This is a genomic window from Tautonia sp. JC769 (assembly GCF_040717455.1).
Lineage (GTDB): Bacteria > Planctomycetota > Planctomycetia > Isosphaerales > Isosphaeraceae > Tautonia.
The window spans coordinates 188,582-202,555 of the sequence record NZ_JBFEFH010000004.1 but is presented as its reverse complement, the minus strand read 5'-3'; the positions used below and the strand labels follow the sequence as shown (position 1 = coordinate 202,555).

Below are 13,974 nucleotides of genomic sequence, written 5' to 3'. Positions count from 1 at the left end.
TCCTTATGTTCAAGGGCCGTTTCGACGACGCATCCTGGAGGAATTGACCGTGCCCGCCAACCTCGACGAGCTCAAACAGCGCGCCAAGGCCATCCGCATCGACATTCTCAAGAGCACGACCGAGGCCGGCTCGGGGCACCCGAGCAGTTCCATGTCGGCCGCCGAGGTGGTGACCGCGCTCTACTTCGGCGGGTTCATGAACTACGACCCGAAGCAGCCCCGCTGGCCCGATCGCGACCGCTTCATCCTCTCGAAGGGGCACGCGGCGCCGGTCCTCTACGCCGCCATGGCCGAGGCCGGCTACTTCCCGAAAGACCAGTTGATGACCCTCCGCAAGCTCGGCAGCCCGCTCGAAGGGCACCCGAACATGAACCGCTTGCCGGGGATCGAGGCCTCCACCGGCTCGCTCGGCCAGGGGCTCTCGATCGGCGTCGGCCACGCATTGGCCGCCCGGGTCGACGGCAAGTCGTACCGCACCTACGTGATGACCGGCGACGGCGAGCTGGGCCAGGGGCAGATCTGGGAGGCCGCCGCCTCGGCCGGGAAGTACAAGCTCGACAACCTGACCTGCATCGTCGACCGCAACCACTTCCAGCAGACCGGCGCCGCCGAGGACGTCCTGAACATGGACCCGATCGACGGCAAGTTCGCCGCCTTCGGCTGGCACACCCAGGTCATCAACGGCAACGACATGGGGGAAGTCGTCACCGCGCTCGAACGCGCCCGAGGCGTCAAGGGGCAGCCGACCTGCATCGTCTCCCTCACCCACAAGGGCCAGGGGATGCTCAAGCTCCTGGAGAAGCTGGGCGACCCGAACTTCCACGGCAAGCCGATGAAGGCCAAGGATCTCGACGCGGCGATCGCCGAGGTCGAGGCCGGCGCCTGACCCTTTCGTCTTCCCGCTCCCGAACATCGAACAACCAGACGCTCCAAATCCCTCAAAAGGTGACGACACTCATGGCGGGCGCTTCCTCTGCCTTGCAGTCCAAGCGAGAGATCGGCAAGGCCACCCGAGACGCCTTCGGCCGCGCCCTGGAGGCGCTCGGCGGCGACTACCCGGACGTGGTCGTGGTCGATGCCGACGTCTCGAACTCGACCCGGACCGAATGGTTCGGCCAGAAGTATCCGGACCGGTTCTTCAACATCGGGATCGCCGAGAGCAACCTCGTCGGCATCGCCGGCGGCCTGGCCTCGTGCGGCAAGACCCCGGTCATCGCCAGCTTCGCGGCCTTCATCCTCTGCAACGCCTACGACCAGTTGCGGATGGCCGTCGCCTACCCGAAGCTGAACGTCAAGGTCGTCGGCAGCCACGCCGGCATCTCGATCGGCGAGGACGGCGCCTCTCAGATGGGCATCGAGGACGTCGGCCTCGCCTGCTCGCTGCCCGGCTTCGTCGTGGTCGTCACGGCGGACGAAGCCTCGACCAAGGCCGCCACGAAGGCGATCCTCGACTACGAAGGTCCGGTCTACCTCCGCACCGGACGGCCCGACGTGCCGAAGGTCTACACGGGCGACTCGGCCCCGTTCACGATCGGCAAGGCCAACGTCCTCCGCGACGGCAAGGACGTGACCATCATCGCCTACGGCCTGATGGTCGCCTCGGCCCTCGACGCCGCCGACGAGCTGAGCGGCCAGGGGATCGAGGCCCGCGTCCTCGATATGCACACCATCAAGCCGCTCGACCGCGAGGCCGTGCTCGCCGCCGCCCGGGAGACCGGCGCGATCGTCGTGGCCGAGGAGCACCTGGCCCACGGCGGGCTCGGTAGCGCCGTGGCGATGGCCGTCTCCGAAGGGCAGCCGGTCCCCATCCGCTACGTCAACCTCGACGACTCGTTCGGCGAGAGCGGATCGCCCGAGGCCCTCCTGGAGAAGTACGGCCTGACCGCCTCGAAGGTCGTCGAGGCCGCCCAGGCCGCCGTCTCGGCCAAGAAGGGCTGATCGGCAAACACGCCCTGCAAGCGATGATCGAACCGTGCCGGAGTCGTGACGAATCGACTCACGCCCCGGCCCGGATCGGTTGCGCCAGATGGTCGACCGCCGCCTCGACCGGGGCGACCCCCAGCCGGAACCTCGGGCGCGCCTCGGCCGACCGGGCCAGGGCCCGGCGATGGGCCCGCAGCTTCAGGAACCGGGGCAGCTCGGCGATCGCGTCCCCTTTGCCCAGCAAGAACGGCCACGCCCTGCCCTTCGACAGCTTCCAGAGGAGCTGGACGGCGAGGAATCCCAGGTGGGGGACCAGCGCCAAAGCCAGCCAACCGGCGGGCAGATTCGACCAGAACAACGCCTCGGCATTCTTCGCCATCCGGCGGTGCAAGGCCGGGCTGCCGTGGTCGTAGGTGGCCGACACGTCGTGCAAAACCCGGCAGTTCGGCTCGAAGACGCAGCGATAGCCGGCCCATCGCAGCCGGAACGCCAGGTCGACATCCTCGTAATACGACCCGTACGACGGGTCGAACGGGCCGACCTTCCGCAGCGCCTCGGCCCGATAGAAGGCGCTCGAGGCGCTCGCGCCGAAGACCTCGCCCGCGAGTTCGTGCTTCCAACGCTCGGCCGCCTGGCCGTGCCCCCGCTTCGACGGCCAGCCGAAGACGGCGTAGCAATCGCCCGCCGAATCGACCCGGTCGGGCCGCGACCGGACCAGGACCAACGGGGCGACCGACCCGACGCCCGGATCGCGGAACGGGGCGAGTCCCGCCTCGGCCCAGCCGTCGCAGACCTCGGCGTCGTTGTTCAGGAGCTGGATGAAGGCCCCTCGGGCCGCGGCGATCCCGGCGTTGGCGGCCACGCAGAAGCCGCCGTTCCGCTCCAGGCGGATCAAACGGACCTCGGGAAAGTGCGCATTCACCCATTCGGCCGAGCCGTCTCGCGAGGCGTCATCAACGACGATCACCTCCAGGTCGATCCCGTCGGGGCGATGCGACCGGAGGCTCTCCAGGCAGGCGGGCAGCAGGTCGCGGCCGTTATGCGAGGGTATCACGACCGAGAGCGTCGGTCGGTTCACGGTCCACCCTCCGATTGCGGGGCATGCCCCAGTCCACCTTGCCGAAGGCGACGTGCAGGGCGGTCATCCAGAGAATCTTGAGATCGAGCCAGAAGGACCAGCGGCGGACGTAGTCGAGGTCGTACTGGAGGCGCTTGCGGATCGACGTCCGGCCTCGCCAGCCGTGCACCTGCGCCCAGCCGGTCAGGCCGACCGGGACGACGTGGCGCAGCGGGTAATCGGAGACTTCCTCCTGGAACCGCTCGACGAAGATCGGCCGCTCGGGCCGGGGGCCGACGAGGCTCATGTCGCCTCGCAGAATATTGATCAACTGGGGCAGCTCGTCGAGACAGGAATGGCGGAGCCAGTCGCCGATCGGCGTGCACCGGTCGTCGTGGTTGGCCGCCCAGATGGGGCCGGTGTCGCTCTCGGCGTTCGGCTTCATGCTGCGGAACTTGATGATCCGGAACAGCCGCCCCCCCTGCCCGATCCGCTCCTGCGTGTAGAAGATCGGCCGGCCCGAGGTCGTGTAGATCAAGAGCGCGATCGCCGCGAAGAGCGGCGCCATCACCAGCAAGCCGAGGGCAGCGAACGTCAGGTCGAGCAGCCGTTTGGCGATCCGGCCGGAATGGATCGACTCGCCGATCGTGTGCGACGGCTGATAGCGGTGGTGGGGCAGATCGGCCCGGGAACCTCGCTCCTGGGCGGTCGATCCCGTCTCGTCTGCCATCCAGTGCACTCGGAGCTTGGGGTTCTGGAGCGCATGGAGTTCCGGATCGGAATCCCGGCTCGGGCGTTCGGAGAGTGCCACGATGATATGGGTCGCCCGGGAGCTCCGGATCACGTCGGAGAGCCGTTCCAGGCGGCCGAGCACCGGGATCGGCTCGGACCCGGGATGAATCGCCAGCTGGCGGCCCCTCCCCGAGCGATCCACGAACCCGACGATGCGCAGGCCGGACCAGGGACGCTGGTCGAGCATCGTCCGGAGCCGGCGACGGGCCCCGACGATCAGGACCCGGCCCGATTCCGAGGAATCGCCCGACCGCGTCGGGACGGAGGATGGATCAGGGGGGGAAGATTCCTTCATCGGGTCTGCACCGTTCCCTCGGTGTCGTGGGGAGCGGCCGGATTCGAGCCGGCCACGCGATCGCCGCAAAAAAATCGGCCTTCAGCGAATCGGCTCAGGCGTTACCATCGGTCCGGTCGCCCCGGGGATTCCAGTGATTCTCGACCGTCCTCCCCCGGCGCCAAGTCTCGAACGAGGGCCGAGCTCGGATGACCATCGCACCGCTCGAAGGGCCGCAAGGCCCGACGCCCCCGGCTCCGACCCCGACCCTGGCGATTGTGATCGTCAACTTCAACTCCTGGCCCGATTGCGAGCTGCTGGTCGAGGCGATGGCGGCGGCCCTCTCGCGGTCCGACGGTCGTTGCGAGCTGATCCTGGTCGACAACGCCTCGGACGACCCGCCGCCGCCCGGCCTCCGGGGCCGACCCGGGATCCGCGTGCTTCTGCGCCCTGACAATGCCGGTTTTGCGGCAGGAGTCAATACGGCTTGGCGAGAGTCGGCCGCGCGCTGGCTCCTCCTGCTCAATCCCGATACCCTCGCCGAGCCCGATCTCCCCGCGAAAATCGTGGCCCGGATCGACGCCTACGAGGCCCGCCCCGGAGGCCCCCCCGGCATCGTCGGCTTCGCCCTGAGCAACGAGGACGGCACCCGGCAACACTCGGTCGGGTCGTTCCCGACCCTGTTCGGCTGCCTCCGGGAGGCCTGCACCCCGCGTTCCCGGCGCAAGTACTGGTCGCTCGACCGCACCCGGCCCGGCCCGGTCCCGTGGGTCACGGGGGCCTGCCTGCTCGTCCAGGGATCGGTCCTGGAGCAACTGGGCGGCATGGACGACGACTTCTTCCTCTATCACGAGGAAGTCGCCCTCTGCCGGTCGGCGAGCGACCGGGGCTGGTCGGTCGAGTTCGACGAGGCGATCACCCTGAAGCACCTGCACCCGCTGCAGTCGAGGGGCGTCAGCCCGGTGCTCCGGGTCGTCACCCGTCACAGCAAGCTCCTCTACTTCTTCAAGTTCCGCCCGCGCTGGGAGGCCTTGGTGCTGGCCCGGGTGATCGACTGCGAGGCCCGGCTGCGCCAGGCCGCCTGCCGTTGGCTCGGCCGATCGGCGGAGGCGAATGCCTGGATGGCCGTCGGCTGGATCGCCCGGACGCTCGACGCCGATCGGGGACTCCGGGGGGTCGACGTCCGACGCTTCGCCGAGCGGACCGTCCGCGGCCGCTCGCCGGGGATCCGATCCCGGACGCCTCGCGGGGGCCGCGATTCCCGGAGGATCGGGCCGATTCGGCTCGACGATCGCCCCCGATCGCGGTAAAACCCGACTCCGAACGGGACCATCCCCCCTCGGGTTTGAGGGCGGGAGGCTGGGGGATGTCGCGTCCCAGGGAGGGGTCGCATGAGTCGTCTGCAACATGGATTCGTCGTCGTCGTGCTGATGGTCGCCGCCGGGAGCCTCCTCACCTGGAAGACCTCCCACACGTCGATCATCTTCGCGGACGGCCTCCGCTACATCCGCCAGGCCAAGGTGATCGAGGCCGGCGAGATCGTCGGGGGCCTGCTCGGGTCGATCGACCATCCGGCCTATCCGGTGGCCATCGCCGTGGCCCATGGCCTCGAAGGGGGCGACGAGCCGCTCGACTGGCAGCGCGCGGCGCAACTGGCGTCGGTCCTGGCGGGCATCCTGCTCGTCCTGCCCCTGTATCTGGTCGCCCTGGAACTGGTCGGCGGCCGGACGGCCTGGATGGCGTGCGTCCTCTGTTTCGGGGCGCCGGTCATGACCAACGTCCTGGCCGACGTGCTGAGCGAGGGGACCTTCCTCCTCTTCTGGATGTGGGGCGTCTGGGCCGCCCTGCGGTTCCTGAAGGACGGCCGATTCGCCTGGCTCGCCCCGATGATCGGGGCCACCATCCTCGCCTACTTCACCCGGCCGGAAGGCCTGCTGCTCCCGGCGACGATGGTCGCGACCCTGGCCCTGATGCCGCTCCTGAAGAGCACTCGGCTGGAATGGTCGCGCTGGTGGGCGGCGGTCGGCCTTCTCGTCATCGTGCCGAGCCTCGTCATCGCCCCGTTCATGATCAGCAAGGGGGGGGTGGGGACGAAACCGGCCGTCGCCCGGTTGATCGGCACCGCCGCCCCGTCCGGGGCCGAGGCCGTCGAGCGCAACCGCCCCTTCGACCCCTCGCAATCGGTCGCCAAGACCTACCTGGTCGCCGCCAAGGTCGTCTTCGAGTCGATCCGAGACGCCGTCACCGTCCCCATCTTGATCCTGGTCCCGATCGGCCTCTACCGGGCCAAGCGCAACACCCGGTCGGCGCGTCAGGGGTTGTTCCTGACGGTGATGCTGGCCTGCTCGTTCCTCGGGTTGATGCGATTGCACGCCACGGGGGGCTATTGCAGCCCCCGGCACGCGATGATCCCGGCGATGCTCCTGATCCCGTTCGCCGCGCTCGCGGTCGATCACCTCTTGCGGTCGATCACCATTCCCGGGCGCCTGATCGGTGCTCCGGGAGAGGCGATCCGCCCCGGCCCGGTCTTCTGGCTGCTCGCGATCGCCGTGTTGATCCTCCCCTCGGTCCCGAGACATCAGGAACCCCTGAACGGCCCCTTCGCCGCCTACCGAGACGCCGCCGATTGGCTCGCCGACCACGTCCAGCCGGGCGAGAAGGTGGTGGACCTGACCGGCTGGAGCCAGTTCTACGGCGACTACCCGGGCTACACCTTCGCCGACGTCATCTACGCCGGGGCCGACCAGGACGCCCGCTGGGTGGTGGCCCGCGAGGCCCACGTCTACGGCCAGTGGGATTACTGCGAGATCCTACGCTCCCTGATCGGCCCCCTCGCCCCCGAGACGATCGTGCCGAAGGGGGCCGACCCCGATCAGGCCCGCGTCTACATCTTCGACCGCAAGGTCCCGGGCGACCTGGTGCTGATGGGGACCCCCTCGGACGTCGTCCGCCGCTGAGTGAGGGGAACCCTTCGCAAGACCGGCCGGCGACTCAAACCCCGCGAAACCCCTCCCTCCGACCTCCCTTCGCCTCCCTGGGGACCGTCTCGTGGACACCGAAGCAGCGACCGATCCGAACCCCTCGACCCCCGACGGCCGACGCCGCTGGTGGACGCCGATCGCGGTCGTCTCCCTCTACCTGATCGCCGTCGCCGGCGCGACCTGGCCCTTCGTCAAGACGTTCGCCACCCGGCTCCCTTCGACGGGCGACCCGCTCCAGCACCTCTGGGTCATGCGCTGGTACAAGCAGTGCCTGATGGAAGGGCGATCGCCGCTCGTCTGCCCCGACCTGCAATACCCCGTCGGCGCCCCGATCGGGAATTTCTCCCCGCTCCACCTGCAATCGCTACTCTATCTGATCGTCTCGACGGTCATCGACAACGACGTGCTCTGCTTCAACCTCCTCTGGCTCTTCGGCTTCCTGCTGACGGGGCTGGGGACCTTCTTCCTGGCCCGGGCGGTCCTGCGGGATGACGCGGCGGCCACCCTGGCCGGATTGCTGGCGATGCTCAGCGGGCCGGTTTTGGTCCATTCGCATGCCCACCTGGAGCTGATGTACGTCGGCGGCTTCCCGATCTTCTTCCTCGCCTGGATGCGATTCGTCGATCGGCCGGGGGGCAAACGCCTGGCCGCCGCCGTGGCGGGCCTGATCCTGCTGACCATGTGCGCGGCCTATTTCCTGGTCTTCGCCCTCTTCCCGGCGGCGCTCTACCTGGGTTGGAAGGCGTCGAGACAGCCCCGGGGCGAGCTGCGCCGGTGGCTCGTCGTGCGAGGGGCCTGGATCACCGGCTTCGTCGCCGCCTGCCTGCCGATCCTGATGGTCCTCTTCGCCGGCCAGATCTGGAACGTCCTGAACGGCCAGGCGGGCATCCGTCCCCGGGCCGAGTTCGAGCGTTACGGCGCCCCCTGGTGGGCCTACGTCGTCCCGATGCCCGGCCAGGTGCTCCAGGGGTTTGTCCCAATCGACCTCTACGGCGCGACCCGGACGCCGGGCGAGGGGATGGCCTATCTCGGCGTCGTCTCCCTCCTGCTTCTGGCCCGGGCCTGGTGGGGGAGGGTCCGGTTCCAGGACGCGGGCTTCTGGTGGCTCTCGGCGGCGATCCTGTTCGTCCTCTCGCTGGGTGCTCATCTGCAATACGGCTTGCACCAGGTCGCGATGCCGGCCGGCTGGCTGCGCGACTGGGAATGGTTCATCCCCTTCCGCCTCATCCGGGTGCCGGCGCGCTTCAAGCTCTTCGTGCCCGTCTGCACCGGGATCCTCGCCGGGGCCGCCTGGATGCAACTCCGCGGCCGATGGTCGCGGCCGAGGGCCAGGGGGTTGGCCTTCGCCGCCGTCCTGGTCGTGGCCGTGGTCGACCTGGCGCAGGTGCCCTATGGGGCCGAACCGATCCCCGCACTGCCGAAGGCCTATGCCTGGCTGCGGACGAATCACCCCGACGCCGCCTGGGTCGACATCCCGCACATGAATTCGGGCAACGCCAACTCCTTCAACGCCCGGCTCACCTACTGGCAGGCCCTGCACGGGGGGACCACCACGGCCGGCTACTCCGGCCACCAGAACCGCCCCCAGGACGACCTGGTGAGCTGGAACTCCCCCTTCGCCGACACCCGGATGACGGAAGCCTCCTTCCCCGGACTGCCCGGGGCCGAGCACTTCGACCTCATCCGCAATGCCGACTTCCATGATTATGCCTGGCTCTACCTGACGCACCACGACCTCCGCTTCGTCGTCCTCCACCGCGCCAGCGAGCTGCCGCCGGAGCAGATCGACCGCATGGCCGAGGCCCTCGCCCACGCCCGCTGCTACGACGACGGTTCCGTGATCGTCTTCGACCGCGAGTTGATGCGGCCCCCCCAGGCCCCCGTCGCGCTCGGCTCGGAGGACTGGGGAGGGTATTATCTCCTGCCGAAGGATGGATTCGTCCGCCTGGCGACCGCGTCCCCGGCGATCGAGTTCGTCAACCCGACCCCCCGAGAACCGCTCGTGTTCGCCTTCGAGGCCAGGAGCCTGACCGTGCCCCGGCAGGTCGTCCTGAAGGACGGCGAGCGCGAGGTCTGGCGCTGGACCGTCTCGCCCGGGGCGTTCGAGCTCTATGTCAGCCCTCCGTTCATCCTGCCCGAATCAGAGGGGCAGTTCCGCCTCGAAAGCGACGGGGCGCTGGACGTCTCCCGGCTGCCGAGGCACTTCGAGTCGGAACGGGCCCCGGCTTCGATGATCGTCCGGGGGGTCTGCCTCCGGCCGGCGGATGAGCAGGAACGCAGTTCCCGTCAGGTCCTCGCCTTCGGGCCGAGGGGGACCGGCCCCCGCGCGGCCCGGTGACGGCCGCGAGCACGACACCCATGCGGGACCGGCCGCGAGGCGCGGCCCCCGTCGCCGCCGAACATGCCCCGGACGCTTTGAGGAGACGTCGACCGATGCGGATCGCCTGGTATACCCATCGCTACGCCCCGTGTCTCGGCGGCGCGGAGACCTACGGCCGGGCGATGGTCCGCCGCCTGGTCGATCGGGGGCATGAGGTCGATGTCCTGACGAGCGACGCCCGAGACCTCTGGTACTTCAACGACCCGAGCCGGGCCCGGCTCGACGAGCCGAGCGTCGCCACCCTCGACGGCGCCCGGGTCCGCCGCTTCCCGGTCCGGCACATCCCGATGCAACGGTACGTCGGCCGGCTCCTGAGCCACGTCCCCCACTGGCCGACCCGGTGCCGCTTCGCGTCGTACCTGCCGCTGATGCCCGACCTGGAGCGGACGAGCGAGCGTTACGACGCCGTCTTCGCCGTCGGGTTCCCGTTCACGAACTTCTCGTTCGCGGCCTGGAAGAAGGCCCGATCCTGCGGCGCCCCCCTGATCCTCACGCCGTTCCTTCACCTGGCGACCCCGGGCGACCCGGTCCACCGGACCTACACGAAACCGCATCAAGTCCGATTGCTCCGCGAAAGCGACGCGGTGGTGGTCGTCACGGCACTCGAGGCCGACGCCGTGGCCGGTTGGGGGATCCCCCGGTCCCGCATCACGCAGGTGTCGATGGGCTTCGAGCCGGCCGAGGCCTGCGGCGGTCAGGGCGCCCGGTTCCGCTCCTCGCGCCGCATCGGGCCGGACCAACCGCTGATCGGCCACCTGGCCACCCTCGACCCGAACAAGGGGACGACCGACCTGGTCCGGGCCGTCATGGCCCTGAACGCGAGCCGGCCCGCCGACGACCCGATCGCCCTGGTCCTGGCCGGGGTCAGCTCCCCCCATTTCGAGCAATTCGCGGCGGGATTGCCCTCCGAGACCCGCCGCTGGCTCTTCCGGACCGGCCCCCTCTCCCCGGCCGAGAAGCCCGACTTCTTCGACGCGATCGACCTCTTTGCCATGCCGTCTCGCACCGATTCCTTCGGCATCGTCTTCCTCGAAGCCTGGGCGAACGGCAAGCCCGTGGTGGCCGCCGCCGCCGGGGGCGTGGCCGAGGTGGTCGAGCACGACCGGACCGGCGTGCTCGTGCCGTTCGGCCAGGTGGAGACGCTCTCCTCGGCCCTCGAATGGCTCATCGATCAGCCCGAGACGGCCCGACGCCTGGGAGAGGCCGGCCGTCGTCGGGTCGCGCGGGGCTGTTCCTGGGACGACTGCTTCGCGACCCTCTCCGCGCAGCTCGACCGCCTCGTCCGGCGCGACCAGCGGGCCGACCAACCCGATGCGGCGCTCCCCGATCGGGCCCTCCGCCCGGCACCGTCGCGGGTCGGCCGGCAACAGGCCGGGCCGTGACACCGGATCGCCTCGGCCAGTGCCCCTGGGTTGCCACGGGTCCGGGGAGGATCCCGAGGCGACCGGCGACGGGCTTCGAGGGTCGTCATCCGGGCGATTCGGTATGATTCCTCCGAGCATCGCGACCGGCGAGGCGCCCCCGACGATCATGCTCCTTGCGATGGCGAATCAAGGGTGCTCGATGGGCCGGGCCGCGCCTCGGGTCGTGCGCGCCCGGGTCGAATCGGGCCGTCGACGGATTCCGCGTCGCGCCGCCCCAGGACGCCCGCCGGGGTGTTGACACCGGGTTCGGCGCCTCGAGCCCCCAGCGGTCGCAGCAGAGGCAGTACGCGAAGGCCGGCAGCGGGCGCGAATGGCAGGCCGGGCAGGTCGGCGAGTCGCCCCCCCGGGCCTCGGACCAGGCGTTGAGGTTGGTACCCAGCAAGAGCGTCGGCCGCGGCGGTTCCCCCCGGCCCGCCCCCCTCCGGAAGGTGCCGAAGCGGCCATTGGCCCGGTAGCGGTCGGCCTGCTCGTTCAGCTCGGCCGCGAGTTCGGGGCCGGGGTGCGGGTCGATCATCCCCGAGAAGAGGGACGTCGAGGCCGACCGCAGGACCTGCGTCGCTCGCGGTGGCCCGGGCCCCGGCTCCTCCGCCCTGGCCCATCGAGGCGTCGCGTACGGGCCCGACTCGATCAGGTGGTAGCCGAACCGGTCGGCCGCCAGCACCGAGAGGGTCACGGCCAGCCCCTCGGGACGCTCCCAGACGTCTATCAGGCCCTCGACATCCATGTCCGCGAGTTCGTCGATCAGGGCCTCGCCGTCCAGGCCGGTGGCCTGGGCCAGGTCGTCCGGGAAGCTCCAGGCGAGGGGGGCGTCGACCATGGCGTCGAGGATCCTCGCCCGCCGTTTGGAGATCGCGCCAGAGGGGTCTTCGAGGGTTGTGCTCACCGCGTCGTACTCCGGTCAAAGATCGCCCGCGCCCCGAGGCCAGTCGGGGCGCGTTGGCGAGGAGGTCGAGGACACATCAAGGTTGAACGATCACTTCGGGGTTGAGCGACGGCCCCGCCCGATCCGGCCTCGCCGCGGGGCCGTCCCGGGCTCTCAGGCGTGCGAGGGCTGGTCGGGGGACGCGTCGTCGCCGTCGGGCGTCGTCGCCTCAAGGGCCGAGAACTCCTCGGCGGTGAACCCGCGGCGGCCGAAGGCCAGGCCGATCGGCTCGCCCGGGGTGGCCAGCGGCATCCCCTCGAATCGGGAGGCGCGTTCCAGGTCGGCCTCGGAGGGGGCCTGCAGCGCAGGCATGGCGGCCTCGGCGTCGATGATCAGGGCGATCCGATCGGCCTCGGCCCGGGCGACCTCCGATTCCTCCGCCCTGGCCTCGGCCTCCCAGGCCCGCAGGGTGATGAGCGCGGCGTCGGGGAAGTGATCGAGCCCGTTGAGCACCCGCCTGACCCAGCCGATCGAGGGGCCTTCGGGGGCCTCCCGGGCGAGCATGAAGGCCGCGACGCAGGCGTTGGCGTCGTGGGCCGCGATCGCGTGCTCGGCGAAGGCCTCCAGCTCGTCGCTCGCCCCCCCTTCGAGCTGCTCCAGGTAGCGGCCGACGAGCCTCGGATTGACCCGGTCGGGCCGGTCGCAGGCCAGGTCGATCTGCCGCTGGTCGTCGGGGTCGGGGGCCATCGGCCGGTAGGCCTCGAGCTGCCGCCGGGCCCATTCCCGGGCCGCCTCGTCCCGGGCGAGGGTCGCCGTCTCGTGGAACCGGAGCAGGCCGTCGAGCGACGGGGCCGGGGATCCCCCCGCCACCGGCCTCGCGTACGCCTGGCCCCGGAACTCCTCCTCGCGGTTGCGCAGTTGTTGCTCGATCAGGGATTCCCGGAGCAGGCGGTTCGTCTCGCGTTGCAGGGCCTCGAGCGAGGCCGAATCGCGCGAGCGGTCGCGGGTCGAGGCGACCTCGGCCAGCCGGTCGAGGAACGATCGCGGCACGGCGCTGAAGCCGGCCGCCTGGTTGGTGAGCGCCTGCCGGATCTCGGCCGCGGTCTCCGCCGCCAGGCGACGGGCGACCTTGGGGGTCAATTCGCCGCGCCGGACGTTGCGTTGCAGCTCGTCGCGGCGGGCCCGGAAGCGGGCCAGCCCCGCCTCGGCCTCCGTCGAGAAGGCCGAGCTGGTCTCGGCGCCCCGGATGCCGAGCGGCCCGAGCGTTTTGCGGAGGGGGTTCAGCGCCATTCGTCAAGACTCCACGGTGTCAATCACACGAGTTGGTTTCATCGAGATCGGGACCGATCGCCCCTCGGCAAGAGTCTCTGCGACGCGTGCCGAATCGTCTGTCGTTCCCGAGTCCAGGTGCGAGCCCAGCGTCACGAGGCATCGGGGCGGGAGGCGTCCCGCGGTCCAGTGCCCTTACCATCACTATCGAGATTCGACCGACCCTTAGTCACAAAACACCAAAGATTTTCGGATCCGATCTCCACGACTCGGCGAACCGGCCGTGGTCGAACCGGGTCTCGGCTGGTAGAATCAATCGCAAATCATGCAGGGCGGACGGGGCGGTTGCGGGTCGATTGACCGGTCGTGCGATCGCGGGTCCCCGGCCCTCCCGGCCCGTCCCCTCCCTCCCGCTCGGATGGACCGTCCGAGCCTATTCCCGAGCTCACATGCCCGACTCCAACGCCCCCAAGCCCGACGGCTCGCCCCACGAGGACTCCCTCCGAGAGGAATTCCCGGTCCTCCCGCGCCGAGCCCGCTACCACGACGTCCAGGACGAGATCGACCCCGCCACGGTCTCCCGATCCAGCCCCGAGCGGCAGGAGGCCGCGCTCGCCCTGGCCAGGGACTGCGCCCGGATCGCCCACGACAACCGCGCCCGGGACGTCGTCCTGCTCGACCTCCGGCAATTGACCCCGCTGTTCGACTACTTCGTCGTCATCACCGCGCCATCGCGTCGGCAGCTCAACGCGATCATCTCGGAGATCGACCACGAGATGAAGCAGCGCAAGGAGTTCAAGCTCGGCATCGAGGGCTCCGAGGAAGGCCGCTGGACCCTGATCGACTACGGCGATTTCGTCGTCCACGTCTTCTCAGAAGACGCCCGAGAGTTCTACTCGATCGAGGACATCTGGGGCGACGCCCCCCGGATCGAGTGGAACGAGAACCCCTCCTCCCCCGCTCCCCCGACGCCCGACGACCAGCCCTCGGACTGACCGACGGCCCCCTCGAC

Annotated in this window: 11 protein-coding genes; 7 read left to right on the top strand and 4 right to left on the bottom strand. The window is 70.0% G+C overall.

Features of this window, described 5'->3' with window-relative positions; translation table 11 throughout:
- Positions 1-49 precede the first annotated feature (49 nt).
- Complete coding sequence (locus AB1L88_RS06255) at positions 50-886, top strand: transketolase (protein WP_367095776.1); 837 nt, start codon at positions 50-52, stop codon at positions 884-886.
- A gap of 71 nt (positions 887-957) precedes the next feature.
- Positions 958-1,938: a transketolase C-terminal domain-containing protein gene (locus AB1L88_RS06250; RefSeq protein ID WP_367095775.1), complete on the top strand. Its 981-nt coding sequence runs from the start codon at positions 958-960 to the stop codon at positions 1,936-1,938.
- Between the two features lie 58 nt (positions 1,939-1,996).
- On the opposite strand, the gene AB1L88_RS06245 is transcribed toward AB1L88_RS06250, so the two are convergent.
- Both AB1L88_RS06245 and AB1L88_RS06240 read right to left on the bottom strand, forming a co-directional pair.
- Positions 1,997-3,001, bottom strand: coding sequence for a glycosyltransferase family 2 protein (locus AB1L88_RS06245; protein ID WP_367095774.1), 1,005 nt, complete (start codon positions 2,999-3,001; stop codon positions 1,997-1,999).
- Complete coding sequence (locus AB1L88_RS06240) at positions 2,961-4,067, bottom strand: sugar transferase (protein WP_367095773.1); 1,107 nt, start codon at positions 4,065-4,067, stop codon at positions 2,961-2,963. The genes AB1L88_RS06245 and AB1L88_RS06240 overlap by 41 nt, the downstream gene beginning before the upstream one ends.
- Positions 4,068-4,255: 188 nt before the next feature.
- Here AB1L88_RS06240 and AB1L88_RS06235 point away from each other — a divergent pair, with 188 nt between their 5' ends.
- The 4 genes from AB1L88_RS06235 to AB1L88_RS06220 all read left to right on the top strand — a co-directional run bounded on the left by AB1L88_RS06235 (position 4,256) and on the right by AB1L88_RS06220 (position 10,789).
- Positions 4,256-5,356 (top strand): glycosyltransferase, encoded by a 1,101-nt coding sequence (locus AB1L88_RS06235; RefSeq protein WP_367095772.1) that lies wholly within the window; start codon positions 4,256-4,258, stop codon positions 5,354-5,356.
- 81 nt (positions 5,357-5,437) lie between these two features.
- Positions 5,438-7,003 carry a glycosyltransferase family 39 protein gene (locus AB1L88_RS06230; protein WP_367095771.1) on the top strand — a complete coding sequence of 522 codons (1,566 nt, stop codon included), beginning with the start codon at positions 5,438-5,440 and terminating at the stop codon, positions 7,001-7,003.
- A 91-nt stretch (positions 7,004-7,094) separates the two neighbouring features.
- Positions 7,095-9,365: a hypothetical protein gene (locus tag AB1L88_RS06225; protein WP_367095770.1), complete on the top strand. Its 2,271-nt coding sequence runs from the start codon at positions 7,095-7,097 to the stop codon at positions 9,363-9,365.
- Between the two features lie 95 nt (positions 9,366-9,460).
- Positions 9,461-10,789, top strand: coding sequence for a glycosyltransferase family 4 protein (locus AB1L88_RS06220; protein ID WP_367095769.1), 1,329 nt, complete (start codon positions 9,461-9,463; stop codon positions 10,787-10,789).
- 85 nt (positions 10,790-10,874) lie between these two features.
- On the opposite strand, the gene AB1L88_RS06215 is transcribed toward AB1L88_RS06220, so the two are convergent.
- Together AB1L88_RS06215 and AB1L88_RS06210 are read right to left on the bottom strand one after the other, a co-directional pair.
- On the bottom strand, positions 10,875-11,714 hold the full coding sequence (locus AB1L88_RS06215; RefSeq protein ID WP_367095768.1) for a hypothetical protein: 840 nt from the start codon (positions 11,712-11,714) through the stop codon (positions 10,875-10,877).
- A 153-nt stretch (positions 11,715-11,867) separates the two neighbouring features.
- Entirely contained in the window at positions 11,868-12,983 is a 1,116-nt protein-coding gene (locus tag AB1L88_RS06210) for a hypothetical protein (protein WP_367095767.1), read from the bottom strand.
- A gap of 428 nt (positions 12,984-13,411) precedes the next feature.
- Here AB1L88_RS06210 and rsfS point away from each other — a divergent pair, with 428 nt between their 5' ends.
- Positions 13,412-13,957 carry a ribosome silencing factor gene (rsfS, locus tag AB1L88_RS06205; RefSeq protein WP_367095766.1) on the top strand — a complete coding sequence of 182 codons (546 nt, stop codon included), beginning with the start codon at positions 13,412-13,414 and terminating at the stop codon, positions 13,955-13,957.
- The last annotated feature ends 17 nt before the right edge of the window (positions 13,958-13,974 follow it).